The sequence below is a fragment of the Blautia sp. MCC269 genome, from assembly GCF_018785655.1.
Classification (GTDB): Bacteria; Bacillota; Clostridia; order Lachnospirales; family Lachnospiraceae; genus Blautia_A.
The window spans coordinates 230,998-256,897 of the sequence record NZ_WQQE01000038.1; the positions used below are offsets into that span (position 1 = coordinate 230,998).

The window sequence follows — 25,900 nt, forward strand, 5'->3', positions numbered from 1 at the left end:
CTGGTTTCCTCCTTATTTAGCTTTCTCTACGATCTCAACCAGTCTCCATCTCTTGTCTTTGGACAGCGGTCTGGTCTCCATTACCTTAACGGTATCTCCGATGTTGCACTCATTGTTCTCATCATGAGCTTTTAATTTATATGTTCTCTTCACGATTTTCTTGTAAAGAGGATGTTTTACATGGTCTTCAATTGCAACTACGATGGTCTTATCCATTTTGTCGCTGACAACCTTACCCACGCGGGTTTTTCTCAGATTTCTTTCCACGATTTATGTCCTCCTGTCCTATTTGGAAGCGTTTGCCTGCTCAGTGATTACTGTCTGGATTCTGGCAATATTTTTGCGAACCTCTTTGATTCGTCCTGTATTGTCTAACTGGTTTGTTGCATTCTGAAATCTCAGATTGAAAAGCTCTTTTTTAGCAGCTACTAATTCTTCATTCAGTTCTGCAACTGACTTTGCTTTTAAATCTTCCACGAACTTATTAATTTTCACTGTTATCACCGCCTTCTAAGTCTGCACGAGAAACGATTTTACATTTACATGGTAACTTGTGCATTGCAAGACGTAATGCTTCACGGGCAACCTCTTCGGACACGCCTGCAATCTCAAACATAACACGACCTGGTTTTACTACTGCTACCCAGTACTCCAGAGCGCCTTTTCCGGAACCCATTCGAGTCTCAGCTGGTTTAGCTGTTACCGGTTTATCCGGGAAAATCTTAATCCAAACTTTACCGCCACGTTTGATGTAACGGGTCATAGCAACACGGGCTGCCTCGATCTGATTAGATCTGATCCAGCACGGCTCAGTAGCAACAAGACCGAAATCACCATAGTTGATAGCATTGCCTCTAAGGGCTTTTCCTCTCATGGAGCCACGGAATTGTTTACGACGTTTTACTCTTTTTGGCATTAACATTATTTATCGCTCCCTTCCTTAGTTCCTTTTGTCGGAAGAATCTCACCATTGTAGATCCATGCCTTAACACCAACTTTACCGTATGTGGTGTCTGCTTCCGCAAAGCCATAATCGATATCTGCACGAAGTGTCTGAAGCGGGATTGTTCCCTCGCTGTAGAACTCTGTACGAGCCATATCAGCTCCGCCGAGACGTCCGGATACGGAAGTCTTGATTCCCTTAGCGCCAGCCTTCATTGTTCTCTGCATTGTGGACTTCATAGCACGTCTGAAAGAAATACGGTTCTCAAGCTGAAGAGCAATGTTCTCAGCAACCAGCTGTGCATCTTTGTCCGGTCTCTTTACTTCTTTGATGTCAACGATAAGCTTCTTGTCTGTGTATTTCTGAAGCTCAGCTTTAACTTTCTCGATCTCTGCGCCGCCCTTACCGATTACGATACCAGGTTTTGCTGTGTAGATGATGATCTTAACTCTGTCAGATGCTCTCTCGATCTCGATCTTGGAAACACCTGCGCTGTATAATTTCTTTTTAAGGAATGTTCTGATGTTGTAGTCTTCTACCAGGTAGTCAGCAAATTTGTCTTCTGCATACCATCTGGAATCCCAATCCTTGATAACTCCGACTCTAAGGCCATGCGGATTAACTTTCTGTCCCATGCTTTTCCTCCTTACCTTTCATCAAGCACAACAGTGATATGGCTTGTTCTCTTCTCGATTCTGTAAGCTCTACCCTGTGCTCTCGGCTGAATTCTCTTCATTGTAGGTCCCTTATCTGCATAGCATGCTGCAACATAAAGGTTGTCTGCGTTCATTCCGTTGTTGTTCTCAGCGTTTGCTACTGCTGACTCAAGCAGTTTTTTGATCACGCTGGAAGCGTATCTCGGATTGTATGTCAGGATACCAAGTGCTGTCTGTACATCTTTGCCACGGATTGCATCTAATACGTAGCAGGCTTTCTGAACAGAAATTCTTGCATAAGATAACTTTGCAGACGGCCTTGTCTCTCTATTATTCTCATTTCTGGCTCTCTTTATCTGGCTTCTATGTCCTTTTGCCATCTTAAAGTGCCTCCTTTCCTAAATTCGATATCTGAGTTATCTGCCAGCTGTCTTAATCTGACAGCGGGCAGTTATAAATCTGATGACTAGCGTACTCCGGACTTCTTCTCGTCTTTTCCGTGTCCTCTGTAAGTTCTTGTTGCAACGAACTCACCAAGTTTGTGTCCTACCATATCCTCTGTGATATATACCGGCACATGTTTTCTTCCGTCATGAACAGCGATTGTGTGTCCTACGAAAGACGGGAAGATTGTGGAACGGCGAGACCAAGTTTTGATTACGGATTTATCATTTGCAGCGTTAAGAGCGTCTACTTTTTTAAGTAAGCTCTGGTCTGCAAAAGGTCCTTTTTTCAGTGAACGAGACATGCTTTCTCCTCCTTATTATTTCGATAATGCTTTTCCATCGCGTCTTCTTACGATGTACTTGTTGGACTGTTTGTTTTTCTTTCTGGTCTTCAGGCCGAGAGCAGGTTTGCCCCACGGTGTGCAAGGACCTGGGCGTCCGATACCGGTCTTACCTTCACCACCACCATGTGGATGGTCATTCGGGTTCATTACGGAACCACGAACTGTAGGTCTGATACCCATGTTACGTTTACGTCCGGCTTTACCGATGTTAATAAGGTTGTGATCTCCGTTTCCGATTACACCAACAGTTGCGCGGCATACGATCGGAACCATTCTCATCTCACCGGAAGGAAGACGAAGTGTTGCATACTTTCCTTCTTTAGCCATGAGCTGTGCGCCGTTTCCTGCAGAACGAACCATCTGTCCGCCTTTTCCAGGATGAAGCTCAATGTTGTGAACCATAGTACCAACCGGGATAAGCTCCAGCGGGAGGCAGTTTCCAACACGAACCTCAGCTTCCGGACCATTGTAAACCTTCTGGCCTACTTTAAGTCCCTCTGGAGCGAGGATGTAAGCTTTCTCGCCATCTGCGTAGCAGATAAGAGCGATATTAGCTGTTCTGTTCGGATCGTACTCGATTGTTTTAACTGTTGCAGGGATTCCATCTTTTCTTCTCTTGAAGTCGATGATTCTGTATTTTCTTCTGCTTCCGCCACCCTGATGTCTTACAGTGATTTTACCCTGATTGTTACGTCCGGCGTTCTTCTTAAGGGAAGTAACGAGGGATTTCTCTGGTTTTGCAGCTGTAATCTCAGAGAAGTCGGAACCAGTCATATGTCTTCTTGACGGTGTATATGGGTTATAGCTTTTGATTCCCATGATGTTTCTCCTTTCAATCTTTATCATCACGCTTTTGACTGCGTATATTCGGACTTAACTGTTAATTAAAGTCCTTCGAAGATCTCGATATCTTTGCTCTCTTCTGTAAGAGCTACGATAGCTTTTTTGGTCTTAGCAGTTTTTCCAACTACCATTCCACGGCGTTTTTTCTTTCCATCGTTGTTGATGGTGTTTACGCTTTTAACTTTTGTTCCCTCGAACATCTTCTCAACAGCCTCTTTGATCTGAGTCTTGTTTGCTTCTGGATGTACAAGGAATGTATATTTTTTCTCACCCATGGCGTTCATGGATTTCTCTGTGATAACCGGACGGATGATTACGTCATAGTACTGAATACTTGCCATTATGCGTATACCTCCTCGATAGATGCAACGGCATCCTTTGTAACAACTACGGTGTTGTGTTTCATAACATCGTATGTGTTGATTGTAGCCGGTGTTGCAGTTTCCACGTCAGCGATGTTTCTTGCAGAAAGAATTACGTTCTGATCGTTATCAGCTGTGATTACAAGAGCTTTCTCTGCTTTCAGGTTTGTAAGAACCTTCTGCATCTCTTTTGTCTTAACCTCAGCAAGTGCAAGGCTGTCAACAACAACAAGTTTATTATCCTGAACCTTGGATGTCAGAGCGGATTTAAGAGCTGCTCTTCTTTCCTTTTTGTTCATTTTTACTTCATAGTCTCTCGGAACCGGAGCGAATACAACACCGCCGCCTGTCCACTGTGGTGCACGGATGGAACCCTGTCTTGCATGACCTGTTCCTTTCTGTCTCCACGGTTTTCTTCCGCCGCCTCTTACCTCAGAACGAGTTTTCGCTTTCTGAGTTCCCTGACGGTTATTTGCAAGCTGACGAACAACTGCAAGATGAACGAGATGCTCGTTGATCTCAACGCCGAATACTGCGTCATTCAGCTCCATTGTGCCAACTTCATTGCCTTCCATATTATAAACAGTTACATTAGCCATTCTGATGCTCCTCCTTTCCTATTATAAGGACTTTACTGTCTCTTTGATTGTAACCAAAGATTTCTTAGGTCCTGGAACAGCACCTTTAACTAACAGTAAGTTATTCTCTGTATCTACACGTACGATCTCAAGATTCTGAACAGTTACCTGAACATGTCCCATGTGACCTGGCATATGTTTTCCTTTGAAAACCTTGCTCGGATCGGAGCAAGCGCCGTTGGAACCTGCATGACGATGATATTTAGAACCGTGAGCCATAGGTCCTCTGGACTGGCCATGTCTCTTGATGGCGCCCTGGAAACCTTTACCTTTGGAGATTGCAGTAGCATCGATGTGATCTCCTGCTGCAAAGATGTCAGCCTTGATTTCCTGTCCAACCTCATACTCGCCGGCATTGTCAAATCTGAACTCTTTTACAAATCTTTTTACAGCTACACCAGCTTTATCAAAGTGGCCTTTCTCCGGTTTGTTGACCAGTTTCTCTCTGATCTCGCCGAAGCCAACCTGAACTGATGTGTATCCATCGTTCTCCTCAGTTTTAACCTGAGTTACAACGCAAGGACCTGCCTGTAAAACAGTTACCGGAATTAACATTCCATCTTCATTGAAGATCTGAGTCATTCCGACTTTAGTAGCTAAAATAGCTTTCTTCATTTCTTTCTTCCTCCTTATAGCGGATTACCATTCGGTAATCATATAGTTAATGTCAAATGACATTATTAGCGGTTTTTCATCTTGATATCGATGTGAACACCAGCCGGCATTTCCAGTCTGGAAAGTGCATCTACTGTTTTCTGAGTTGGTGTCAGGATATCGATAAGTCTCTTATGAGTTCTCTGCTCAAACTGCTCTCTGGAATCTTTGTATTTATGAACAGCTCTTAAGATTGTAACAACCTCTTTCTTAGTAGGAAGCGGAACCGGTCCACTTACCATTGCTCCGTTCTTCTTTACTGTCTCGATGATCTTTGCTGCAGATGCATCAACGAGCTGATGATCATATGCCTTTAATGTGATTCTCATTACCTGATTTGCCATAAAAAAAGTCTCCTCCTATTCGTACTTATATAGCAGTACGACAAGCGGCGACTGTACACATCTCCGTGTGTGTCATGGTATATTTGCACACACGCCCATCCCAAGATGGTTATTGAACTTTGTACAGTGACTTGTCGTCAGTTTCCTAACTTGACATTCGCTCCACGGAAAACCTACCAATGTGGTAGCAACCTCGCGCTTCATAGCTATCAATGTCACAGCAAGGATTAGTATATACGATGATCTTTAAGAATGCAAGTGTTTTTTTTAATTTTTTTAAATTTTTTTAAAAAAGAAAAAAACGGCTCATTTCTGAACCGTTTCTTTCTTATATAATAGGTAGTTATTTATTCTTCCATGTCGTCTGCTTCACCGCTGATGATATCTGAGTAATCGAACAATGTCACGTTTGTGATATCATCTTTTACGATATCCGGTGCATCACCGGCCTTCTTCACACGGTTTGCCAGCTGTGCTGCGGAAAGAGACGGCATTGCAAGACTTCCGATTGTAACCGGTTCCTCTTCCTCCTCCCCTGCTTCTACAGCTCTTCTTGGCTGCGGACGGGCTGCTTTCGGTTCCGGCTGCCTTCTCTGTATTCTTTCTGCTGCCGGAGCTTCCTCCAGGTCTTCTGAGGTAGCTGCCGCAATCTCTTTCTTCAGTTCCTCATGTGCTTCACTGGCTGCTGTCTGTGCTGTACGCGCCATTGCGGAAGCTTTTCTTCCAGCAGGACGTTCCGTAACATCCTCCTCATCAATCTCATCTACAAAGCCACCGGTACGTACTTTTCGTTTCTCCGCTTTTTTGCTTTTACGTTTACGCGCTTTCTCTTCCTGAAGGATTTCTTTTTCTTCTTCCTTCATTCTTCTGGCACGTTCTTTTTCTTCCCGTTTCAGTTCTTTTTTTGATTTTACATATCCGGGTTCCGGATCATCCATGTCATCCTGCACATCCTCCGGCTCTTTTTTCCAGAGTTCCGCAATCACATAAAGAATAATCAAAAACAGAACAACCAGACCGAGAATAATCAGTCCTTCAATGCTTTCTGTAGCAACCAGCAGATATCCCACATATCCAATGGTAATGACAACCTTCGGAACATAATCTCCAACCTTGATTGTAAGTGTCTTGTCTCCAGAAACAGACTGATCTGTAACCGTTCCTGTTCCTTTGGATGCATCAATATTCGTGATGGTATATTTATATGTCTTGGAATCTTTCTCAACAAGAATCGGTGTACCTACTGTGATTTCAGAGCTTTTCTCCGGAATTGCATATGTAACGGAACCTACCGGAAGGTTCGTCGCACTGTCGGACTTATCCACGATCACAGTTCTCACTCCGAAAAACGGTGGAAGAACAAGCCCCAGCACACAGATCAGAGTACATATCACAACAAGATGTACAATAAATTTCAATACTTTTGACATAGGTAATCTTCCTCTTTCATATTAATAAGCGCCTTGAAGCGGAAAGGGATACAGCGGGAATCGGTCTTCCTTTCCGTCTGTATCCCTTTATATTCCTCATTCACAGAATCTCCCGTTCTGTGAACTGCTCTGTCCAAATTGATTACTGGTTGCTTAAATACTGTTCAATGCTCTCCATTGCCGCATTCTCATCATCACCGTTGGCAGACAGTGTGATCTCTTCACCTGCGTCAAGTCCCAGCGTCATCATCCCCATGATACTTTTTGCATTGACTCTTTTTTTGCCAATCTCAACATAAATTTCACTGTTAAACTGGCTTGCCACCTGAACAAGCTGTGCTACTGGTCTTGCCTCCAGTCCAGTGGATAAGTTGATAGTGATTGGTTTTTTAATCATAATAGCTCCTCCTTGTTCTCCCGCAGCTCATCTGCGATCTCACTCAGCTTACGAAGCCGGTGATTCACACCTGATTTGCCCACCTGCGGATTCAACATCATACCTAATTCTTTCAGTGTGGCATCTGGATACTTAAGCCTCAGCCTGGCCACCTGAGCCAGTGCATCGCTCAAACTTTCAAAGCCGACCGTTCTGCTGATCAGCTGTATGTCTTCCACCTGTCTCACTGCCGCATTTACCGTTTTATTGATATTCGCAGCCTCACAGTTTACCTTCCGGTTCACTGTATTACGCATTTCCTTAAGAATCCGGATATTCTCCAGATTCATAAGTGCTACGTTCGCTTCCATGACTGCCAGCATGTCAACGATCTGTGCGCCTTCTTTCACATAGACCACATATGATTTCTTGCGCACTACAATTTTAGCTTCTACGTGAAAACTGCGGATAATCCCCTGTAATTGTTCTGCTTTTCTCTTGTCCGGACATACAATCTCAAAATGATATCCTTTCTCAGGATCGCTGATTGAACCAGACGACAGAAAAGTACCGCGAATAAACGCACGCTTGCAGCAACTCATCTGAACTACAAGCGAATTATCCATTTCAAGTAACCCGGTTTTGTTATCCACGGAAAGTTTCGTTCCCTGCAGAACTTCCTCTGCCCTGGCCGGATCTGTAACTTCTACAAGATATACCCTGCCCCGTTTCAGATGGGACCCCTCCCTGATAACAATCGCTGTCTCTATATTAAATGTTTTTCTTAATAATGTAAAGCTTTTTCTTGCAACTGCTTCATTTTCTGTCTGAATCCACAGCTTTCTGTTTCCGTCCGGCAGATTTTCCACATGACCGCAGCCACAGAGTAACGCCGCCATTTCTGCCACCTGACAGTGTCTCGCCGGACTGAACTGCCCTGCAAGCTCTTCTTTAACTTTTCCTGAAAATGACATCCCGAACCCTCTTTTATATCTTCACTGCAGTGCTTTTCCTGCATTATTTTTTCAGAAGTCTGTCCTTCTCCGCATCTCTGTGTTCCAGACGAATTCCATAATCCTCCGCTTTTGACAACCTGGAATACAGTTCTCTGGCAATGGTAACCGAGCGGTGTTTGCCGCCTGTGCATCCGATGCCGATTACAAGGCTTGTTTTCCCCTCTTTTATATAATTGGGAATCAGAAAACGAATCATATCTTCCAGTTTATCCGCAAACGCCCTCGCAACATCGCTGTCCATCACATAATTAAATACCGCATCATCCAGACCTGTAAGAGGCCGCAGTTCATCCACATAATAAGGATTAGGCAGAAAGCGCACATCAAAAACAAGATCCGCGTCTGCCGGGATTCCATACTTAAAGCCAAAGGAAAGAACCGAGATCATAATGTTGCTGAATTCTCTGTCATCCACAAAAATTTTCTCAATTTCCTGACGGAGTTCCCTTGTAAGAAGGTGGCTGGTATCAATGATATAATCCGCCCGCTTGCGGAGGAATCCGGTTATCTCCCTTTCCAGACGGATTCCCTCATCCACCCTTCCTGTTCTTGCCAGCGGATGGCTTCTTCTCGATTCTTTATAACGCTTCACAAGGACAGAATCTTCTGCATCCATAAAAAGAATTTCATAATCATATCCTGTCTGTTTCATACGGTCAAGAACCACTTCCAGCTCATCAAGGGCACTTCCACTCCTGGCATCAATTCCCAGTGCCACATTTCTTACATTCTCACTCTGCATTTCCGGAAGAAGGGAGGCAAATTTTTCCAGAAGCTGAATCGGAAGATTATCCACACAAAAATATCCCATATCCTCCAGCATTTTAAGTGCTGCGGTTTTTCCTGCTCCTGAAACTCCTGTAACAATTACAAAACGCATAGTCTCTCTTCCTTTCCCACTTTTCTCTTCCTGTATTCCTATTCGAAATCACCCAGGAATTTCACTTCCGGTTCCAGAGTAACTCCGTATTTCTTATATACAATATCCCTTACATTATCCATCAGTGTGCGGACATCCTTTGCAGTTGCGCCCCCTGCATTAATCACGAATCCGCAGTGTTTTTCGGAAACCTGGGCACCGCCCACCTGATAACCGGCAAGCCCGCTGTCCATAATCAATTTCCCCGCAAAATAACCTTCCGGTCTCTTAAATGTACTTCCCGCACTTGGATACTCCAGAGGCTGCTTGGTTGTACGCCTGATAGTCAGATCCTTCATGGTTTCACGGATGGCTTCCTGGTCTCCTTCTTTCAGCTGAATCTTTGCTTCCAGAACTATATAACCTGCTTTTTTTATGACGCTGGTACGGTATCCCAGTTCCAGTTTTTCTGCAGGGAGGGAAAAAATCTCTCCCTCTTTGTCCATCACAGTTACCTCACAGAGAACATCTTTCATCTCCCCGCCATATGCACCTGCATTCATCACTGCCGCACCGCCGATCGTTCCCGGGATCCCTCCTGCAAACTCAAAGCCTGTAAGAGATGCATTCTTCGCAGCTGCTGCCACTGCAGAAAGCAATGCCCCTGCCTGTGCGGTAATTGTCGTGCCCTCAGTCTTTACGGCAGACATGTTTTTGTAGATCTGAATCACTACTCCACGATAACCGCCGTCTCCAACAAGAAGATTGCTTCCGTTTCCAAGAATAAAATATGGAATTCCTTCTTTTTTGCAGAGTCTGACGATTGCTCCTACATCCTCACTTTTCTCAGGAACCAGAAAATAATCGGCTGGTCCTCCAATCTTAAAAGTAGTATGCTGGCTCATAAGTTCTTCTGTAAAAACACGGTCTTCTCCAAGAAGATCGCAGAACATTTTTCTGATTTCTTGATTCACTTTTTCTGTTCCTCAGTCTTTCTGTTTTATTTCCTGTATCATCTATATTCTCTTTCAGCTGCGTAAAGTCGTTCCCGCTGCCAGAATGTCCCGTGCCACTTCCCCGGCAAGAAGATTTCCTGCCGTTCCCAGGACAAACGAAATATTTCCTTCCATCGGCTGCTTCACGGCCGTTCTGTTCCGTCTGAACAGCTTCTCCTTTGTAGGCCTTTCTCTGGAATACAGCACCTTCAGTTTCCTGATTCCACGTTTACGCAATTCCATTTTCATCACTTTAGCTACCGGGCATACCGTCGTTCTGCTGATATCCGCAATTTCAAGTCTGGACGGATCCAGTTTATTTCCCATATCCATACAGGAAATAACCGGTACACGCGCCTCTGCTGCCCTGCTGATCAGAAGCAGTTTGGAGGACAAAATCCCCAGCGCATCCACAATATAGTCAAAGGAGCGCAGCTCAAACATTCCTGCCGTCTCCTCATTATAAAAGGTTTCGTAGGTATGCACCAGAATATTCTCATCAATATCACGGATTCTTTTCTTCGCCGCTTCCACCTTGCTCATACCAATTGTAGAATGAAGTGCAAGAATCTGGCTGCTGATACTGGTCAGTGAAATTTTTTCATGGTCAATCAGTGTCAGACTTCCCACACCGCAGCGTGCAAGTGCCTCTGCTGCCTGAGCTCCGGCTCCGCCAAGACCGAATACTGCAATCTTCGCCCTGCTGAGTTTTTTTACACCTGTATTTCCAACGAGCATTTCCATTCGTGAAAAAGCATCCTGCATATCCGTCCTCCTGACACTGTTTTTTCTTCTGGTTAAGAAAGACAGCGTCTGTACGCCGCTGTCTATAGCCTTTTTTATTATACTATCTAAGTCAGAAAATGTACAGATATTCTTGTTTTTTAAGATTTCCGCATAAAAATTTTATATTCACTCATACTACTTCCATAGAAATCCACAAAGGAGGTTCCGTCCATGTTCCAACAGGCATTTTTATGCTTCACTGGTTTCTGCGCCGGTATCATCGTGGCAGGAGGGGTTTCCGGGCTTCTGATCGGCCTTTCCATTGTTCCCCGCTATGCAGGCATCACTCACACCGCTGATTGCATTTTTTTATATGAAGACAGTTCACTTCTGGGAACCGTTGCCGGAACTATCGTCACCCTCTTTCCGGTCAGGATCCCGCTGGGGCCTTTTTTCCTGGCTGTCTGTGGAGTCTTTTTCGGAATCTTTCTGGGCGGCTGGATTCTGGCACTGGCGGAAATCGCAAAAGTCTTTCCCGTCTTTGCCAGGCGGCTGAAATTCACCCAGGGACTTTCCCTTGTGATCGTTTCCATTGCTGCCGGAAAAACTCTTGGCTCCCTGTTTTATTACGCCAAAGGCTGGATGTGACCCTTACCGCCTCTCTATCATCTTACGAAAGGATCTTTCATATGCGTAATATTGATGAAAAAAAATACGAACAATATGTCAAACAGCTTACCCCCACCCACAGTCTGCCCCTGAATATGGCAAAAGCGTTTCTCACGGGCGGACTGATCTGCCTTCTTGGCCAGGTCATTATCAACATCTCACAGTCTCTCGGTGCAGACACTTCCGATGCCAGAACCTGGTGTTCTGTACTTCTCATCCTCTTAAGTGTTATTCTCACAGGATTGGGGATCTACCCGAAGATCGGAAAATTCGGCGGTGCCGGAAGCCTTGTTCCCATTACCGGTTTTGCTAACTCCGTGGCTGCATCTGCCATTGAGTTCCGGGCAGAAGGACAGGTCTTCGGCATTGGATGCAAGATTTTTACCATTGCAGGACCTGTAATCCTCTACGGTATCTTAAGCGCCTGGGCCTTAGGTGTGATCTATTATATCTTAAAAATCCTGGAGGTGATATCATGAGCAGAAATCTTCGTCTGGGTGCATCCAGCATTGCCTTTTCAAAGCCCCTTTATATCGAAAGCGCCGCATCCATCGTCAGCCAGAAAGAGGCCGATGGACCTCTTGGAGATTTTTTTGACCTGGTCTGCGAAGATCCCATGTTTGGCTGTGACACCTGGGAATCCGCGGAAAGTACGTTGCAGAAAGAAACTGCCACACTTGCCATGAATAAAGCCGGATTAAACTCCGAAGATATCCATCTGATGTTTGCCGGAGATCTTCTTGCCCAGACTGCAGCTACCTGCTTTGGTTCCGCCGGGCTTGGAATTCCTTTCTACGGACTTTACGGCGCCTGCTCCACCATGGGGGAATCCTTGTCTCTCGGCTGCCTTGCTCTCACCGCCGGTTTCGGCACCCGGGTCTTATGTGCCACCTCCAGCCATTTTGCAAGTGCGGAAAAAGAATTTCGTTTTCCTCTGGGATACGGTAATCAGCGGCCCTTTTCTGCCACCTGGACTGTAACAGGAAGCGGCGCCTGTATTCTGAACACAGCCCCTCCCGGGGAAAAATCTCCTCTGCGCTCCGGCAACGGCTGCGCTGCCATCACTGGACTTACGGCCGGCCGGGTCATGGATTACGGACTCAAAGATTCCATGAACATGGGCGGCTGCATGGCTCCTGCTGCCTGCGACACCATTGCCCGGAACTTTTCAGATTTCGGGCGGAAGCCTTCGGATTACGATGCCGTCTTTACCGGGGATCTGGGGAGCATCGGGCAAAAAATTCTCCTGGATCTTCTGTCCGAACAGAACATCCAGCTCTCACCCATTCATAAAGACTGCGGAATCCTGATCTATGACAATCCATCTCAGGATACTCACGCAGGAGGAAGCGGCTGTGGCTGTTCTGCCGTAGTCCTTGCCTCCTATATCCTTCCAAAAGTTGTATCCGGGGAATGGAAGCGGATTCTTTTTGTGCCCACAGGCGCCCTTCTTTCCAAGGTAAGTTTCAACGAAGGTGACAGTATTCCAGGTATCGCCCACGGAGTTGTCATTGAGCATATGGAGGTGTAAGTATGGATTATTTCAACGCATTCTGGTTCGGTGGTCTCATCTGCGCCCTGATCCAGATCCTTCTGGACAAAACAAAGCTGATGCCTGGCCGCGTGATGGTACTTCTGGTGTGCAGCGGTGCCGTATTAAGTGCCGTTGGTATCTACAAGCCGCTGGTGGATTTTGCAGGTGCCGGAGCTTCCGTTCCCCTGATCGGTTTCGGCCATGTGTTGTGGGAAGGAATGAAAAAAGCCATTGAAGAAGACGGTATCCTGGGACTTTTTACAGGTGGCTTTACTGCCTGTGCCGCCGGAGTTTCCTCTGCTTTGATCTTCTCCTATCTGGCCAGTTTCTTCTTCCGTCCGAAGATGAAAAAATAAGGTTTCAGGAAAGGAGTTTTTCTCATGAGTGATACTCTTTATCTTCAGCTGGACCAGAACATCGAAGTCACAAATCCCCATGTATACCTTCAGGACATTGCCGCCCTTTCCATGAGCAATCCCAAAATCCTCAACCGGCTCCGGGTCATGCCGGTAATAGTTCTGGACGGAACAAAGCCCGGACGCTATGTCATGTCCGTGTCAGATCTTCTGAAAAAGATCCAGAAGCTGGAACCCTCTGTTGATATTTCTCCCATCGGAGAAACGGATTTCATCATCACCTACCGCATCAGTTCCGCCACCGGAAAGCTTCTCCGGTATGTAAAAATCTTCTTTGTATGCCTGGTTTCCTTTTTCGGCGCCGCTTTTTCTATTATGACTTTTAACAATGACGTGGATCTTGGGAGCCTTTTTGACCAGTTTTACACCCTTGTCATGGGAAAAAGCTCCGACGGTTTTACCATTCTGGAGCTATCCTACTCTGTCGGGATCGGCCTTGGTGTACTGCTCTTTTTTAATCATTTCGGACATCTGAAACTGAGCGATGATCCCACACCCATGCAGGTACAGATGCGTACCTATGAAGATGATGTAAACCAGACACTGATCGAACAGGCAGAACGGACCGAAAATCCGGAAAAAGAAGCATGAGCCTTAATCCAGGATTCAACGACCTATCCGTACAGATCAGCCGCTTGTCGCACAAAAAAGCTCCTTACAGATTTCTCTGCAAAGAGCTTTTTTATATAATATGGGTTTACTGTTTTTCTGAAATAATGATTACAGAAGTCCTCCGATGGATAAGAACAGAGGAGCAAATACCAGTGACACGATGGTCATAAGTTTGATCAGGATGTTGATGGACGGACCTGATGTATCTTTGAACGGGTCGCCGACTGTATCGCCGACAACGGCTGCTTTGTGCGCCTCGCTGCCTTTTCCGCCATGATGTCCTGTCTCGATGTATTTCTTAGCATTATCCCATGCACCACCTGCGTTGGACATGAAGATTGCCATCAGTACACCTGTTACAAGAGCACCGGAAAGAAGTCCACCAAGAGCCTCAACACCAAGAACAACACCTACGATAACCGGAACAACGACTGCCATGATTCCAGGAAGCATCATCTCGTGAAGAGCTGCTGTTGTGGAGATTGCAACGCATGATTTGTAATCCGGTTTCTCGGTACCTTTCATGATACCTGGTTTCTCACGGAACTGGCGTCTTACTTCCTCGATCATCTTGTAAGCAGCCTTGGAAACGGATTCCATTGTGAAGGCTGAGAAGAGGAATGTAAGCATACCACCGATAAAGATACCGATTGTAACACGAGGAGCAAGGATATTGATTGCATCCATGCCTACTGCATTTGCGTAAGATACGAACAGTGCAAGTGCTGTAAGAGCTGCGGAACCGATCGCGAAGCCTTTACCCATAGCTGCTGTTGTGTTACCTACAGAATCAAGCTTATCTGTGATCTCACGAACTGACTCATCCAGACCTGACATTTCTGCAATACCACCGGCATTGTCAGCGATGGGTCCATACGCGTCAACGGCAACTGTGATTCCTGTTGTGGAAAGCATACCAACTGCTGCAAGAGCGATTCCGTATAATCCATCCACACCGTATGCTACAAAAATACCAACACAGATCAGCAGGATCGGGAATGCTGTAGATTTCATACCTACTGCGATACCACTGATGATAGTTGTAGCTGCACCTGTCTCAGACTGCTCGCCGATTCCCTGAACCGGTTTATAATCTGCAGATGTGTAATACTCTGTAATGTTTCCGATGATGACACCGACAACAAGACCTGCGATCACAGCAATGGCTGCCTTCATGTCTCCGAAGAGAATCTTGCTGAGGATCAAGGACACGATGATAACAAGTGCTGCAGATACATAGCTTCCTCTTGTGAGGGCTTTCTGCGGATTGGAATTATCATCACCTTTTACAAAGAATGTTGCAATGATGGATGCGATCAGTCCACAGCCTGCAATAGCCAGCGGATAGAGAACACCGGAAACTGCTCCGGCTACCGCACCAAGTGTAAGGGCAGATACCAGAGATCCTACATAGGACTCAAAAAGGTCTGCACCCATACCGGCAACATCACCTACGTTATCACCTACGTTATCCGCGATAACAGCCGGGTTACGAGGGTCATCCTCCGGGATTCCAGCCTCAACCTTACCTACAAGGTCAGCTCCTACGTCAGCTGCCTTTGTATAGATTCCACCACCAACACGTGCAAACAGTGCGATGGAAGAAGCACCAAGGCTGAATCCAGAAAGTACGTCAACGTTCTTTGTGATGATATACACAACGCTGACACCAAGTGCACCAAGACCTGCAACACACATACCCATAACAGCACCGCCGGAGAATGCAATGGAAAGAGCCTTGTTCATTCCTCCCTCTTTTGCTGCATTTGCTGTTCTTACATTAGCCTTTGTTGCAACGGTCATACCGCAGTATCCTGCGATTGTTGAAAACAGAGCACCTACTACGAAGCAGATTGCTGTTACCCAGCTTCCAACTCCGATTCCGATCAGTACAAAAAGTACGGCTACAAAAATAACCAGGATCTTGTACTCTGCTGTTAAGAAGGCGCGGGCACCTTCTGCGATCGCACCTGCGATCTCCTTCATTCTGTCTGTTCCTGCATCCTGCTTGCTGACCTTCGCTGCAAGGTATGCTGCGAACAGAAGTGCCAGTACTGCTGCCACCGGCACCAAATACATGTAGTTTTCCACTCTTTTTACCTCCGTTCATGTATTGTTAATACTTTATCACATTATTTTGCATATTTCAAATAGAATTTTCACTTAGTTTTTTGTTAATATTGTGATATAATAAAAATTTATATAAATGAAATAAAATTTTTTTATATTATTGCTCGCATTTTTTCAGTTTCAGACAGCTTATATAATAGGAAGTTTTTTATATCTCTATTTGGACAAAATTTCCATTTTTCTTTCCAGAAGATTTTTTTCCAATAATTGTTTTTCTGCATTTTCGAATCCAATTCGTTCTATAGTCTCGGCAAAACGTTCTCCCTTTAATCCCCGGTCCTTAAAAAGCAGGATTGCCTTCTCAATAACATCAAGCGCCTCTTCCTCTGACGTAAAGATCCGGTTCAGGGCCTTTCCATGAGAAATTTTCTTTCCCCAGCGTCCACCGATATAGATCTTGAATCCGTAGGTACCGTCCGGAATGGAGTGGAACGGGCATTTTCCCACACATCTTCCGCAGTGTCTGCAAAGCTCCTCATCGATGTGCAGCTTCCCGTCAACGACCTTCGCAACTTTATTCGGACATGCAGCTTCGATGGCACATTTTTTGCAGCCCTTGCAGGCCTCGCTGTCAAAGTGTGGAATTCTCTGTCCGATGATTCCCACATCGTTCAGATTTGGCTTCACACAGTTGTTTGGGCAGCCGCCTACTGCGATCTTAAATTTATGAGGCAGTGCAACCTGGCGATAACCCTTATAGAATCTCTCAAAAATCTTCTCGGAGATCCCATAGGAATCCAGAAGTCCATACTGACAGGTGGTTCCCTTGCAGGATACTACCGGTCGGACCTTTGCTCCTGTTCCTCCTGTCTCCAGACCTTCCTTCGCAATAAATTCCTGAAACTCTTCGATCTTTTCGTAGGGGATTCCCTGGATCTCCACGGAAAGCCTGGTCGTGTAGGTAAGATTTCCGTTGCCGAATTTCTCTGCTGCTTCCGCCATACATCTGTGCTGTGCCGCTGTCACCTTTCCGTTTACAGTGATCACCCGTGCAGAAAATTCATCCGTCCCCCTGTTATTTAAAAATCCCTGACCTTTCAGTCTTTTTTCTTCGTCTTTGCTTACCGTTAATGCTGACATATTTCCTCCTCCTGATCCTGCTGGCATTTCGTTACTCTTCCCCCGGTACCTATGCCATGTATCCTGTGATTGTGATTCTGAAATTACTGTTCACTCCGTGACCGGCAACATTCTGAAATCGTTTTCACGCACTTCCTACTATACCACTTGAAGATATATTTGAAAAATGATATTATTTTATGAAAACGATAGGTTTTTCCTATATATATCGAATCGTAAGTAAAAGGAGAATCCCACATGACTATCCGCCATCTCACTGTTTTTGTCGCCGTTGCAGAACAGGGCTCCATGAGTGCCGCTGCCAAACATCTTTATATTTCCCAGCCAACGGTCAGCCAGGCCATCCGGGAACTGGAAAACCATTACAATGGTCTTCTCTTTGAACGCCTCGGAAAAAAACTTTATCTCACAGACCGTGGAAAACTGCTTCTTCCACATGCCCGGGAAATGATCCGGCAGTTTCAGCAGCTGGAGGAACTGATGCAGAATCAGGGGCAGTCTTCCACCCTGAAGCTTGGTTCCACCCTCACGGTTGGAACCTGCCTGACACCGTCCATTATCCTGGATCTGCAGAAAAAATTTCCGGATCTGGATGTTTACTCTTTTGTCACCAACACCAAGAACATCGAGCAGAAACTTCTCCGCTCAGAACTGGACGCTGCTGTGGTAGAAGGTGAGATCCACTCTCCGGATCTTATCGTTCTTCCCATCATCGACGACTGCCTGGTCCTTGCCGCCGGAAAAAAACATCCCTTTTACCGCAGAGGCCGCATCCATGTCCAGGAACTGAATGACCAGAAATTTGCGGTCCGTGAATATGGCAGCGGTACCAGGCAGCTTTTTGAGGATTATACCCTTCGCCATGGCCTTAAGATCCGGACTGCCTGGGAAGCCAACAGTCCCCAGGCTCTGATGAACGCAGTGCTGTATAACCAGATGCTCTCCGTCATGTCCATCCGCCTGATGCATCAGGAGATCCGCCACCGTTCAGTCCGGGTCTTCTACAACGAAGCCGGGGAATGGAACCGAAAATTCAAACTGGTCTATCACAAGAACAAATTTCTCACCTCTGCCATTTTTGAGTTGGAAAAGATTCTCCATACCTACCAGCATCTGGAACTGCCGTCGGTTATGGGGGTTCTGGAACAGGAATAGGCATCCCGCAGGATGCCTACTCTATATTTAATTTCGATGAAAAAACGGCCGTACATACCGCTCTAATGTGATATGTACAGCCGTTTTTCATTTTTATATTATCCGCGACAGGAGCGGATCTCTTCCTGAACCGGATGCTAATTGGATTCGTTAAATACTTTTTTATCCAGCGCACCGTTCTGATGTGCAACGATGGTTGTGCAGACTGCATCACCGGTAATGTTAACCGCTGTTCTGGTCATATCCAGGATACGGTCAATACCCATGATCAGACCAATGGCCTCAACCGGAAGACCTACAGAGTTAAATACCATAGTCAGGGTAACAAGACCAACACTTGGTACACCGGCAGTTCCTACGGAAGCAAGGGTTGCAGTTCCGATAACTGTCACATAATCCATCGGACTTAAGTGGATACCAAAAGCCTGTGCCGCAAATACTACGGCAACACCCTGCATGATAGAGGTACCGTCCATGTTGATGGTAGCTCCAAGAGGAATGGTGAATGAAGAAATCTTCTTGGAAACACCTACTTTCTTGGACAGGGTATCAATGGACATCGGGATCGTGGCATTGGATGTAGCTGTTGAGAACGCAAATGCCATAACCGGGAAAAATTTCTTGATGAATTTTATCGGATTCAGTCCTGTGAAGACCTTCAGCAGAATCTGGTATACGCCGAAGCACTGGATCGCCAGTGCAAGGAGAACACCGATCATATATTTTGCCAGCGGGATAAATGCACTGAAACCGATGTTTGCAAAGGTTCTGCTGATAAGGCAGAATACACCGATCGGTGCAAGTGCCATGATCATCATGGTCATCTCCATCATGATATCATTGAACTGGCTGAAAAAGTTCGCTACTGTCTCTGCGCGCTCTCCCATTTTCGCAAGGATCACACCCACGATCAGGGCAAATACGATAACCTGAAGCATGGTTCCGCTTGCCAGAGAATTGATGGGATTGTCCGGGATGATGTTCAGGATAGTATCTGTAAGAGATGTAGCCTCCATAGTCTCCACAGAGGAAGCGGAGGACTGAATAGAGCTCATATCCAGTCCCACACCCGGATTGATCAGATTACCTACAGTCAGGGCAACAGAAACAGCCAGAGCTGTAGTCGCCAGATAAAATACCAGTGTTCTCACACCTACGGTTCCAAGCTTCTTGGTATCACCGATGGACATACTTCCGCAGACAAGGGAACAGAATACCAGCGGTACAACCAGCATTTTCATCAGACGGATAAATCCCTGTCCGATTACATAAAGGATTCCTTCCACGATCACATCTTTCTTGAAGCTGCTGTCCGGAACCAGGTAACAGAGAATGATTCCCAGTATCGCACCTGCGATCAGCGCCACAAAGATCTTCGTGGTAAGACCCATTTTCTTTTTCTGCTGTGTTTTCTCTTTTATATTTTTCTCTTTCATCCTAGTCCTCCGTTCTTTCATCCATATATTCTTTCAGTGATGCTTTCCAGTCCGGCATGTCATACACTTCAATGATACGGAGGATAAAATTATCAAGGACTGCATAAGGCGGTCTGACAGAAGAAAGATCTGACTGCTCTGTCGGCACGGATCTCAGTTCGATCTCCTTTCCTGCAAGGCGAAGGATCTCTGTTGCAAACTCATAACGGTTGCATACACCGCTGCAGGTTACGTGATAAGTTCCATATTCGTTGGTATCGATAAGATACAGGATCATTCTTGCCAGATCTTTGGCACTGGTCGGTGATCCGAACTGGTCAGAAGCAACAGAAAGCGCCTGGCCTTTTTCCGCTGTCTCCAGCACACGGTTTACAAAATTGTTTCCGCCTTTTCCATATACCCAGTTACTTCGGATAATGAAATGTTTGTGTGTGAACTCTTTTACATAGTTCTCCCCTGCTCTCTTGGAACGGCCGTAAACAGTCAGCGGATTGGTATCGTCAAACTCTGTATACGGTTTTTTGCTCTTTCCGTCGAAAACATCATCTGTGGAAAGCTGTACGATCTTTGCGCCGCATTTTCTTGCCACGATACTTAAGTTCCTTGCTCCCAGTGCATTGACACGGTATGCATGTTCCGGATTCTTCTCACACTCATCGGTATCTGTGATACCGGTGCAGTTGATGATCACATCCGGACGGTTAATGGAACCGAAGTTGATCACTTCATCTGTGTCTGTGATATCCAGCTCATCAAGGTCTGTGTTCAGAGTCTCGATCTGCATTGGATCCAGAACATCATTCAGTGCCCGTCCGATCTGTCCGTTGGCACCTACGATCCATACTTTTAACATCTTTCTACCTCCCTGGTATAATGTGTGTGATACATAAATAAAGAGACATTGATTTAGATCAAAACCAATGCCCCTTTAACCTATATACTGAAATATATTTTATCAATATCACAAAAAGCTGTCAAGAAAAAAGCCCCTGTTTCCATAAGGTTCCTGTTTCCTTTGCTTCTGTCTGGTCCTGCTTCAGAGCCAGGGGCTGTCCACACAGGCCAGAGTCATCAAATAGTCAGGATCGTACCTTGCATTTCCACGCCTCGTATGCTATACTCAGTTTCGCTGCAAAAGCCCGAAAAAACCAAGGTCGTACAGGGCTTACAAGGCGGTCACCGCCTATAAATGTGCCGAGTGTTCGTGACCTTCCACTCGTAAAACAAAACTAAAGGAGAATAAAAAATATGAAAAACAAAGGTACTCATTTTCTGGTACAGGGAGCTGCCATTGCAGCTGTATATGTTGTCCTGACACTGGTATTCGCACCACTTAGCTTCGGTGAAGTTCAGATCCGGTTTTCCGAGGCGCTGACTGTGCTTCCGTTCTTCACACCGGCTGCCATCCCGGGACTATTCGTGGGATGTATCATCGCCAATCTTCTTGGCGGTGCGATTCCGGTTGATATCATTTTCGGAAGCATTGCCACACTCATCGGTGCATTCTTTACCTACAAGCTTCGCAATACAGGCAGATGGACAGCCCCGATCCCGCCGATCGTTTCCAACATTGTGATCGTTCCTCTTGTGCTTCGTTACGGATACGGCATCAATCTTCCTATCCCGTTTATGATGCTCACAGTAGGAGCCGGCGAATTTATCTCAGCCGGTGTGATCGGTATGATCCTTCTTGGAGCACTTTCCAAATACAAAAATGTACTTTTTCATAAAAAAGCAGCAGTCTGATCGAACCTGCTGCCCACAAAAGGGAGCCATGAGAAAACAGCAGCATTTCTCATGGCTCCCTTTTATTTTTTCTCTACGGATTCCTGCAGACTGCGCAGGATCCTCTTTTCCATTCTGGATACCTGTACCTGGGATACGCCAAGCTCATGGGCGATCTCCGTCTGGGTCATATCCTGAAAATATCGCATATAAATGAGTTTCCGTTCCTTTGCTTCCAGTGACCCCAGCATTTCTTCCAGAAAAATCCGGTTCAACGCTTTTTCCTGCAGGTTTTCTTTTTCCGGGAGCTTGTCCATCAGAGAAATCTCCGTTCCCTCACCCTGATAGATCGTTTTGTGAAGAGATTCCACCTCTGCACCGGATTCCATAGTCATTACCAGTTCTTCTATGGAAATTCCCATTTCCGCTGCCATTTCCCCCGTCGTAGGTTCCCGCTCCAGCCGGCGCGTCAGTGCTTCTCTCACCTGATAGATCCGGTAGTGATTTTCCTTCAGAGAACGGCTTACCTTCAGTATCCCGTCGTCCCTGAGATAACGTTTGATCTCTCCGATGATCATGGGAACTGCATAGGTGGAAAATTTCACATCATAGGACATGTCAAACTTATCCACAGCTTTCAGAAGTCCGATGCTGCCGATCTGGAATAGATCCTCCATCTCCACCCCACGTCCCAAAAAACGCTTTGCCACACTGTATATCAGCCCTGTATTTTCCTCAAACAAAAGATCTCTTGCCGCTTTATCCCCCTGGTGTGCACGCCCGATGAGGGCAAGAGTACGATCCATAGTTACCTCCTGATGATCTTTTTCATGTGCACAGTTGTTCCACGTCCCACTTCTGATTCCACCAGAACTTCATCCATAAATGCCTCCATGAAGGTAAATCCCATACCGGAACGGTCCTTGTCCGGTTTTGTGGTAAACATGGGTTCCATGGCTTTTTGGATATCCGCAATTCCCACTCCATGATCAATCACATCCACAGTAAGCTCCTGCCCGCTCAGCCGGCAATCTACCTGAATCTTATGTACCTCTCCTTCATACCCGTGGATGATGCAGTTTGTCACAGCTTCCGATACTGCAGTCTTCAGATCCGAAACTTCCTCCAGCGTAGGATTCAGCTGCGTACAGAATGAAGCCACTGCCACTCTGGCCAGTGCTTCATTTGTCGGCCTGCTGTCAAAGATGATTGTCATTTCATTTGTGTTTTCCATGATATACACCCTCCTGTTCTTCTGCTGCTTCCTGTGTTTTGCAGATATCAATATATCTGCCGACTCCGGAAAGACGCAAAAGCTTTGCAATATGACTGTTTACATTCATTACCTGCACACATTTCCCTCTCATTCCCAATGCCCGGTACCGTCCCATAAGAAGGCCAATGCCGGAACTGTCCATAAAAACAGTCTCTGAGAAGTCAAAAATCATATTTTTTATATATTCATGTCCAATAATACGGTCTGATTCTCTTCGAATCTCATCGGAAACCGGATGATCCAGTTCTGTCGGAAGATGTACCGTGAGAACTGTCCCCGACCTTTCAAACCCTGCTGCCATTTTATTCTTCCCCCTTTTTTCGATTTTTATACCTTTTCTTGCAAACACAAAAAGGGGAATGTACCGAAGCACATTCCCCTTCTCCGAGGTTTTTCCCTGTATGTTTTATTCTGTATATCCATCATTGTAGGATGAGTCATCGTATCCGCTTTCATCGTAACTGCTGTACTCATCACTGTAATCTCCGGAATCATCATAATTTCCGGAATCCCCCTGTGCACTCTGTGTGGAATCCGCACCCTCTGCGTTATCTGTACTTCCGGTGCTGTCTGTAGAACTGTCACCGGTACTGTCCGTACTGTCAGAAGACGAAATTCCGCTCACTCCGGTTCTCTCGCATATGGTGTTGTAAACACCCTTTGCTGAATCAGACAGCGTATCCACATACACATTCTGAATCTGAAGCGCTGCTGTATCCAGGTCTTCCTGCTGCATAGCTGTATAAGCGGAAAACAGTGCCTCATAACTCTGACTTCTCTTCTTCTCTTCTTCCACCTGCTTGGAAACCGCATCGGCCGTATCATTAGACTCGGCAGCTTCCCCCTGCGCCTTGGTAAGCTCTACACTCTGGCTGGAAAGGGAATCGCTGTACTGGATGATCTGCTGGTTTGCCTCACGGTAAATATCCTGCTTCACAGCTGGCAGTACCAGAAGCCAGAATGCCGCCGCACCTGCCGCAAATCCCAGAACCATGGTAAAAAACAGCGATACTCTGGACCGTTCTTTATAAGAAGACGGCCTTACAACAATCTCACCGGAAATGTTATCATTCTCTGCTTTCTCATTGCCGAAAAGACCTTTCCGTTTTTTTTCTATTTTTGTGGTAACACCGGTCTGCTCATCTACCTCCCGCAGGAAACGTAAGGTAGTTGTATTGGTTTTATCAATTCTGGCCGCTTTTTTCAGCGTTCTTCTCGCCTTGTTCCACTCCTGATTCTTCATCTGAATCAATGCGAGAAGATGATAGCCCTTAATCAGCTTAGGATTCTGGGAAAGAATCTTTTTCAGGCGGATAGCCGCCATATCCTCATGCCCTTCTCTGCACATGGCAAGCGCGTTGTTGTATTTTTTTATGCTCTCATTGATTGTATCCAGTTTATTCTGATTTGCCTGAAGCTTGGCAATATATTCTGAAGCCAGATTTCGGTTCTTCTGAATATTCTTGCTGATAACCCATTCACTCAGTGCCGCAACCACCTCACCGGTCTCAAAATACACCAGGCCAAGAAGGTTTCTCGCACGGATATTTCGTTTATCATAGGCAAGGCTCTGCTTCAGACAGCTGATCGCCCCGGACAGATCTCGGATACTTGCTTTTTCCAGGCCCTGATTATAATAAAGCTTGGAAAGGTAATCCACTTTCTTCTGGATCAACACATTGGCTCCGCAGTGCGGACAGTAATCCAGGTCTGTATCTGTCAGGAACGCTCCACAGTTTATGCAGTTCATTCATGTCTCCTTATCTTACACGTCTGTTGCTCTTGACCTCCCGCAGCATCTCCTGAAGCACATCCATGATATCTGTGATCTCACGGTCATAGATTGCACCTTCTACATCTGCCACATCCAGACATGGTTCAAATTTCTTCAGTTCCTCTTCATAATCGATCATAATTTTTTCCTCCTGATCACAGCCTTGATTTCCCCGACCAGATAAAGGGAGCCCACACAGAACAGCATGCCATCTTCGCCTTTTTCCTTAACTGCCTGTTCAAACGCTGTCGGAACATCCTCCACTGCTTCTACTTCCGGTACTCCGTCTTTACGGAAGATTTCTGCAAGCTCTTCCACCGGAACTTTACGGTATCCTCCTACCTGTGTGACAATCACATGGCGGAAACGGATACGTGTACAGATCGTACGGATCATATCTGTATAATCTTTGTCGTCCACTGCGGAAAACAGCAGGGTCAGCGGAAATTCCTTCTGGAAATGTTCCGCAGTCTCCACAAACTTCTCCACGCCGTCTTCATTATGTGCACCATCCACGATCACACCTGGGAGAACGGTCTCCATTCTGCCCTGCCAACGTGTCTTGGCCATACCGGCTTTCAGAGCTTCCAGTGATACCGGAATCTGATTTTCCAGAACCTGAATGGTTTTTACCGCAAGGGCCGCATTCATAACCTGATAACGTGCGATAAAAGGAATATCAAATACGGTATCTCCATAAGCCTCATCTTTCAGAGAAAACTTAATTCCATCTTTTGTAATTTCATGGATCCTGGTATCTTCCCGCTTCAGCTCATAATAAGGACATCCTAAGGTTTCTGCATGCTCACGCATCACGCGCGCCGCATCCGGATCATTTCCATCGTAGATCACCGGAACGCCCGGCACCATGATCCCCGCCTTCTCTCCCGCGATCTCGGAAACGGTATTTCCAAGGTACTGCATATGGTCGAGGCTTATGGAAGTGATCACACAGGCCGCCGGATTCTCCACTGCTGTGGTAGCATCCAGACGTCCGCCAAGTCCTGTCTCCAGTGTTACATAATCTACACCGGCTTCTGCAAAGATCACCATTCCCATCAGAAGAAGTGTCTCAAAATAGGTCGGATGATAACTTCCTTCCGCAACCAGCTCATCGGAAAGTGTCTTTACTTTCTCAAAGGCACGAAGGAAGGTATCGTCATCAATCACTTCCTCATTGATCTGAAATCGCTCATTGATCTCCACCAGATGGGGAGATGTAAAAAGTCCACAGGAATATCCTGCTTCCCGAAGGACCGATGTGATAAACGCACAGGTACTTCCCTTTCCGTTTGTTCCTGCTACATGGATCACACGGAATTTCTTCTGTGGATCTCCAAGTCTTCTTAAACATTCTCTGGTATGGTCCAGACTGTTCTTGGTTGTAAATCTTGGTATGTCTTCAATATACGCAACTGCTTCTTCGTAATTCATAAAAAAAACCATCACTTATCTATAATG

At 45.9% G+C, this 25,900-nt stretch carries 34 protein-coding genes; 7 read left to right on the forward strand and 27 right to left on the reverse strand.

What is annotated here, in order from left to right; translation table 11 throughout:
* Positions 1–12 precede the first annotated feature (12 nt).
* The 17 genes from rpsQ to GPK88_RS12620 form a co-directional block, all read right to left on the reverse strand.
* Entirely contained in the window at positions 13–267 is a 255-nt protein-coding gene (gene rpsQ / locus GPK88_RS12540; RefSeq protein ID WP_118513007.1) for a 30S ribosomal protein S17, read from the reverse strand.
* Between the two features lie 18 nt (positions 268–285).
* Entirely contained in the window at positions 286–495 is a 210-nt protein-coding gene (gene rpmC, locus GPK88_RS12545; RefSeq protein WP_021650762.1) for a 50S ribosomal protein L29, read from the reverse strand.
* On the reverse strand, positions 485–922 hold the full coding sequence (rplP, locus tag GPK88_RS12550; protein ID WP_118062095.1) for a 50S ribosomal protein L16: 438 nt from the start codon (positions 920–922) through the stop codon (positions 485–487). Before rplP ends, rpmC begins: the two co-directional genes overlap by 11 nt.
* Positions 922–1,578 (reverse strand): 30S ribosomal protein S3, encoded by a 657-nt coding sequence (gene rpsC / locus GPK88_RS12555; RefSeq protein ID WP_015526923.1) that lies wholly within the window; start codon positions 1,576–1,578, stop codon positions 922–924. The genes rplP and rpsC overlap by 1 nt, the downstream gene beginning before the upstream one ends.
* 11 nt (positions 1,579–1,589) lie before the next feature.
* Positions 1,590–1,979 (reverse strand): 50S ribosomal protein L22, encoded by a 390-nt coding sequence (gene rplV / locus GPK88_RS12560; RefSeq protein ID WP_015526922.1) that lies wholly within the window; start codon positions 1,977–1,979, stop codon positions 1,590–1,592.
* Between the two features lie 86 nt (positions 1,980–2,065).
* Positions 2,066–2,347, reverse strand: coding sequence for a 30S ribosomal protein S19 (gene rpsS / locus GPK88_RS12565; RefSeq protein ID WP_015526921.1), 282 nt, complete (start codon positions 2,345–2,347; stop codon positions 2,066–2,068).
* A 15-nt stretch (positions 2,348–2,362) separates the two neighbouring features.
* The gene (gene rplB / locus GPK88_RS12570) at positions 2,363–3,208 is read right to left on the reverse strand and encodes a 50S ribosomal protein L2 (RefSeq protein ID WP_015526920.1); all 846 of its coding nucleotides are present in this window, start codon (positions 3,206–3,208) and stop codon (positions 2,363–2,365) included.
* 65 nt (positions 3,209–3,273) lie between these two features.
* Entirely contained in the window at positions 3,274–3,573 is a 300-nt protein-coding gene (gene rplW / locus GPK88_RS12575) for a 50S ribosomal protein L23 (protein WP_021976670.1), read from the reverse strand.
* A complete protein-coding gene (gene rplD, locus GPK88_RS12580; protein WP_021976669.1) occupies positions 3,573–4,193 on the reverse strand; it encodes a 50S ribosomal protein L4 in 621 nt (206 codons plus the stop codon). Before rplD ends, rplW begins: the two co-directional genes overlap by 1 nt.
* A gap of 21 nt (positions 4,194–4,214) precedes the next feature.
* Positions 4,215–4,847, reverse strand: a complete 633-nt coding sequence (gene rplC / locus GPK88_RS12585; RefSeq protein ID WP_118608611.1) for a 50S ribosomal protein L3 — start codon at positions 4,845–4,847, stop codon at positions 4,215–4,217.
* 65 nt (positions 4,848–4,912) lie between these two features.
* The gene (gene rpsJ, locus GPK88_RS12590) at positions 4,913–5,230 is read right to left on the reverse strand and encodes a 30S ribosomal protein S10 (protein ID WP_015526916.1); all 318 of its coding nucleotides are present in this window, start codon (positions 5,228–5,230) and stop codon (positions 4,913–4,915) included.
* Positions 5,231–5,577: 347 nt separating this feature from the next.
* On the reverse strand, positions 5,578–6,660 hold the full coding sequence (locus tag GPK88_RS12595) for a hypothetical protein (protein ID WP_148447493.1): 1,083 nt from the start codon (positions 6,658–6,660) through the stop codon (positions 5,578–5,580).
* Between the two features lie 142 nt (positions 6,661–6,802).
* The gene (locus tag GPK88_RS12600) at positions 6,803–7,057 is read right to left on the reverse strand and encodes an HPr family phosphocarrier protein (protein WP_015526913.1); all 255 of its coding nucleotides are present in this window, start codon (positions 7,055–7,057) and stop codon (positions 6,803–6,805) included.
* Complete coding sequence (gene whiA, locus GPK88_RS12605) at positions 7,054–8,010, reverse strand: DNA-binding protein WhiA (RefSeq protein ID WP_148447495.1); 957 nt, start codon at positions 8,008–8,010, stop codon at positions 7,054–7,056. The genes GPK88_RS12600 and whiA overlap by 4 nt, the downstream gene beginning before the upstream one ends.
* Before the next feature lie 43 nt (positions 8,011–8,053).
* Positions 8,054–8,932, reverse strand: coding sequence for an RNase adapter RapZ (rapZ, locus tag GPK88_RS12610; RefSeq protein WP_148447496.1), 879 nt, complete (start codon positions 8,930–8,932; stop codon positions 8,054–8,056).
* Positions 8,933–8,970: 38 nt separating this feature from the next.
* Complete coding sequence (murB, locus tag GPK88_RS12615; protein WP_330596956.1) at positions 8,971–9,885, reverse strand: UDP-N-acetylmuramate dehydrogenase; 915 nt, start codon at positions 9,883–9,885, stop codon at positions 8,971–8,973.
* Between the two features lie 54 nt (positions 9,886–9,939).
* Positions 9,940–10,671 carry a tRNA threonylcarbamoyladenosine dehydratase gene (locus GPK88_RS12620; protein ID WP_173762665.1) on the reverse strand — a complete coding sequence of 244 codons (732 nt, stop codon included), beginning with the start codon at positions 10,669–10,671 and terminating at the stop codon, positions 9,940–9,942.
* Between the two features lie 192 nt (positions 10,672–10,863).
* On the opposite strand from GPK88_RS12620, the gene GPK88_RS12625 reads away from it, so the two are divergent.
* Genes GPK88_RS12625 through GPK88_RS12645 form a run of 5 tightly spaced genes read left to right on the forward strand, consistent with a single transcriptional unit; the run spans position 10,864 to position 13,842 of the window.
* A complete protein-coding gene (locus GPK88_RS12625; protein ID WP_173762666.1) occupies positions 10,864–11,280 on the forward strand; it encodes a stage V sporulation protein AB in 417 nt (138 codons plus the stop codon).
* Between the two features lie 41 nt (positions 11,281–11,321).
* On the forward strand, positions 11,322–11,780 hold the full coding sequence (locus GPK88_RS12630) for a SpoVA/SpoVAEb family sporulation membrane protein (RefSeq protein WP_148447502.1): 459 nt from the start codon (positions 11,322–11,324) through the stop codon (positions 11,778–11,780).
* Positions 11,777–12,832: a stage V sporulation protein AD gene (locus GPK88_RS12635; protein ID WP_148447504.1), complete on the forward strand. Its 1,056-nt coding sequence runs from the start codon at positions 11,777–11,779 to the stop codon at positions 12,830–12,832. Before GPK88_RS12630 ends, GPK88_RS12635 begins: the two co-directional genes overlap by 4 nt.
* A 2-nt stretch (positions 12,833–12,834) precedes the next feature.
* Positions 12,835–13,191, forward strand: a complete 357-nt coding sequence (locus GPK88_RS12640; protein ID WP_021977054.1) for a SpoVA/SpoVAEb family sporulation membrane protein — start codon at positions 12,835–12,837, stop codon at positions 13,189–13,191.
* Between the two features lie 24 nt (positions 13,192–13,215).
* Positions 13,216–13,842 carry a stage V sporulation protein AA gene (locus GPK88_RS12645; protein WP_173762667.1) on the forward strand — a complete coding sequence of 209 codons (627 nt, stop codon included), beginning with the start codon at positions 13,216–13,218 and terminating at the stop codon, positions 13,840–13,842.
* 129 nt (positions 13,843–13,971) lie between these two features.
* On the opposite strand, the gene GPK88_RS12650 is transcribed toward GPK88_RS12645, so the two are convergent.
* Both GPK88_RS12650 and GPK88_RS12655 read right to left on the reverse strand, forming a co-directional pair.
* Positions 13,972–15,954: a sodium-translocating pyrophosphatase gene (locus GPK88_RS12650; protein ID WP_173762668.1), complete on the reverse strand. Its 1,983-nt coding sequence runs from the start codon at positions 15,952–15,954 to the stop codon at positions 13,972–13,974.
* Between the two features lie 195 nt (positions 15,955–16,149).
* The gene (locus GPK88_RS12655) at positions 16,150–17,073 is read right to left on the reverse strand and encodes a ferredoxin-like domain-containing protein (RefSeq protein WP_173762669.1); all 924 of its coding nucleotides are present in this window, start codon (positions 17,071–17,073) and stop codon (positions 16,150–16,152) included.
* A gap of 237 nt (positions 17,074–17,310) precedes the next feature.
* On the opposite strand from GPK88_RS12655, the gene GPK88_RS12660 reads away from it, so the two are divergent.
* Positions 17,311–18,228, forward strand: a complete 918-nt coding sequence (locus GPK88_RS12660) for a LysR family transcriptional regulator (RefSeq protein ID WP_173762670.1) — start codon at positions 17,311–17,313, stop codon at positions 18,226–18,228.
* A gap of 137 nt (positions 18,229–18,365) precedes the next feature.
* On the opposite strand, the gene GPK88_RS12665 is transcribed toward GPK88_RS12660, so the two are convergent.
* A complete protein-coding gene (locus tag GPK88_RS12665) occupies positions 18,366–19,664 on the reverse strand; it encodes a dicarboxylate/amino acid:cation symporter (protein ID WP_173762671.1) in 1,299 nt (432 codons plus the stop codon).
* 1 nt (position 19,665) lies between these two features.
* A complete protein-coding gene (rfbD, locus tag GPK88_RS12670) occupies positions 19,666–20,517 on the reverse strand; it encodes a dTDP-4-dehydrorhamnose reductase (RefSeq protein ID WP_173762672.1) in 852 nt (283 codons plus the stop codon).
* Positions 20,518–20,912: 395 nt separating this feature from the next.
* On the opposite strand from rfbD, the gene GPK88_RS12675 reads away from it, so the two are divergent.
* Positions 20,913–21,410, forward strand: coding sequence for a QueT transporter family protein (locus tag GPK88_RS12675; RefSeq protein ID WP_173762673.1), 498 nt, complete (start codon positions 20,913–20,915; stop codon positions 21,408–21,410).
* A gap of 62 nt (positions 21,411–21,472) precedes the next feature.
* On the opposite strand, the gene GPK88_RS12680 is transcribed toward GPK88_RS12675, so the two are convergent.
* The 6 genes from GPK88_RS12680 to GPK88_RS12705 all read right to left on the reverse strand — a co-directional run bounded on the left by GPK88_RS12680 (position 21,473) and on the right by GPK88_RS12705 (position 25,873).
* Positions 21,473–22,195: a SigF/SigG family RNA polymerase sporulation sigma factor gene (locus GPK88_RS12680; protein WP_148447512.1), complete on the reverse strand. Its 723-nt coding sequence runs from the start codon at positions 22,193–22,195 to the stop codon at positions 21,473–21,475.
* 2 nt (positions 22,196–22,197) lie between these two features.
* Positions 22,198–22,623: an anti-sigma F factor gene (spoIIAB, locus tag GPK88_RS12685; RefSeq protein ID WP_148447514.1), complete on the reverse strand. Its 426-nt coding sequence runs from the start codon at positions 22,621–22,623 to the stop codon at positions 22,198–22,200.
* The gene (locus GPK88_RS12690; RefSeq protein WP_148447516.1) at positions 22,607–22,966 is read right to left on the reverse strand and encodes an anti-sigma factor antagonist; all 360 of its coding nucleotides are present in this window, start codon (positions 22,964–22,966) and stop codon (positions 22,607–22,609) included. The genes spoIIAB and GPK88_RS12690 overlap by 17 nt, the downstream gene beginning before the upstream one ends.
* A 105-nt stretch (positions 22,967–23,071) precedes the next feature.
* The gene (locus tag GPK88_RS12695) at positions 23,072–24,415 is read right to left on the reverse strand and encodes a hypothetical protein (RefSeq protein ID WP_148448934.1); all 1,344 of its coding nucleotides are present in this window, start codon (positions 24,413–24,415) and stop codon (positions 23,072–23,074) included.
* A gap of 10 nt (positions 24,416–24,425) precedes the next feature.
* Positions 24,426–24,578, reverse strand: coding sequence for a hypothetical protein (locus GPK88_RS12700; protein ID WP_021977044.1), 153 nt, complete (start codon positions 24,576–24,578; stop codon positions 24,426–24,428).
* The gene (locus GPK88_RS12705; protein WP_173772042.1) at positions 24,575–25,873 is read right to left on the reverse strand and encodes a bifunctional folylpolyglutamate synthase/dihydrofolate synthase; all 1,299 of its coding nucleotides are present in this window, start codon (positions 25,871–25,873) and stop codon (positions 24,575–24,577) included. Before GPK88_RS12705 ends, GPK88_RS12700 begins: the two co-directional genes overlap by 4 nt.
* Positions 25,874–25,900 lie beyond the last annotated feature (27 nt).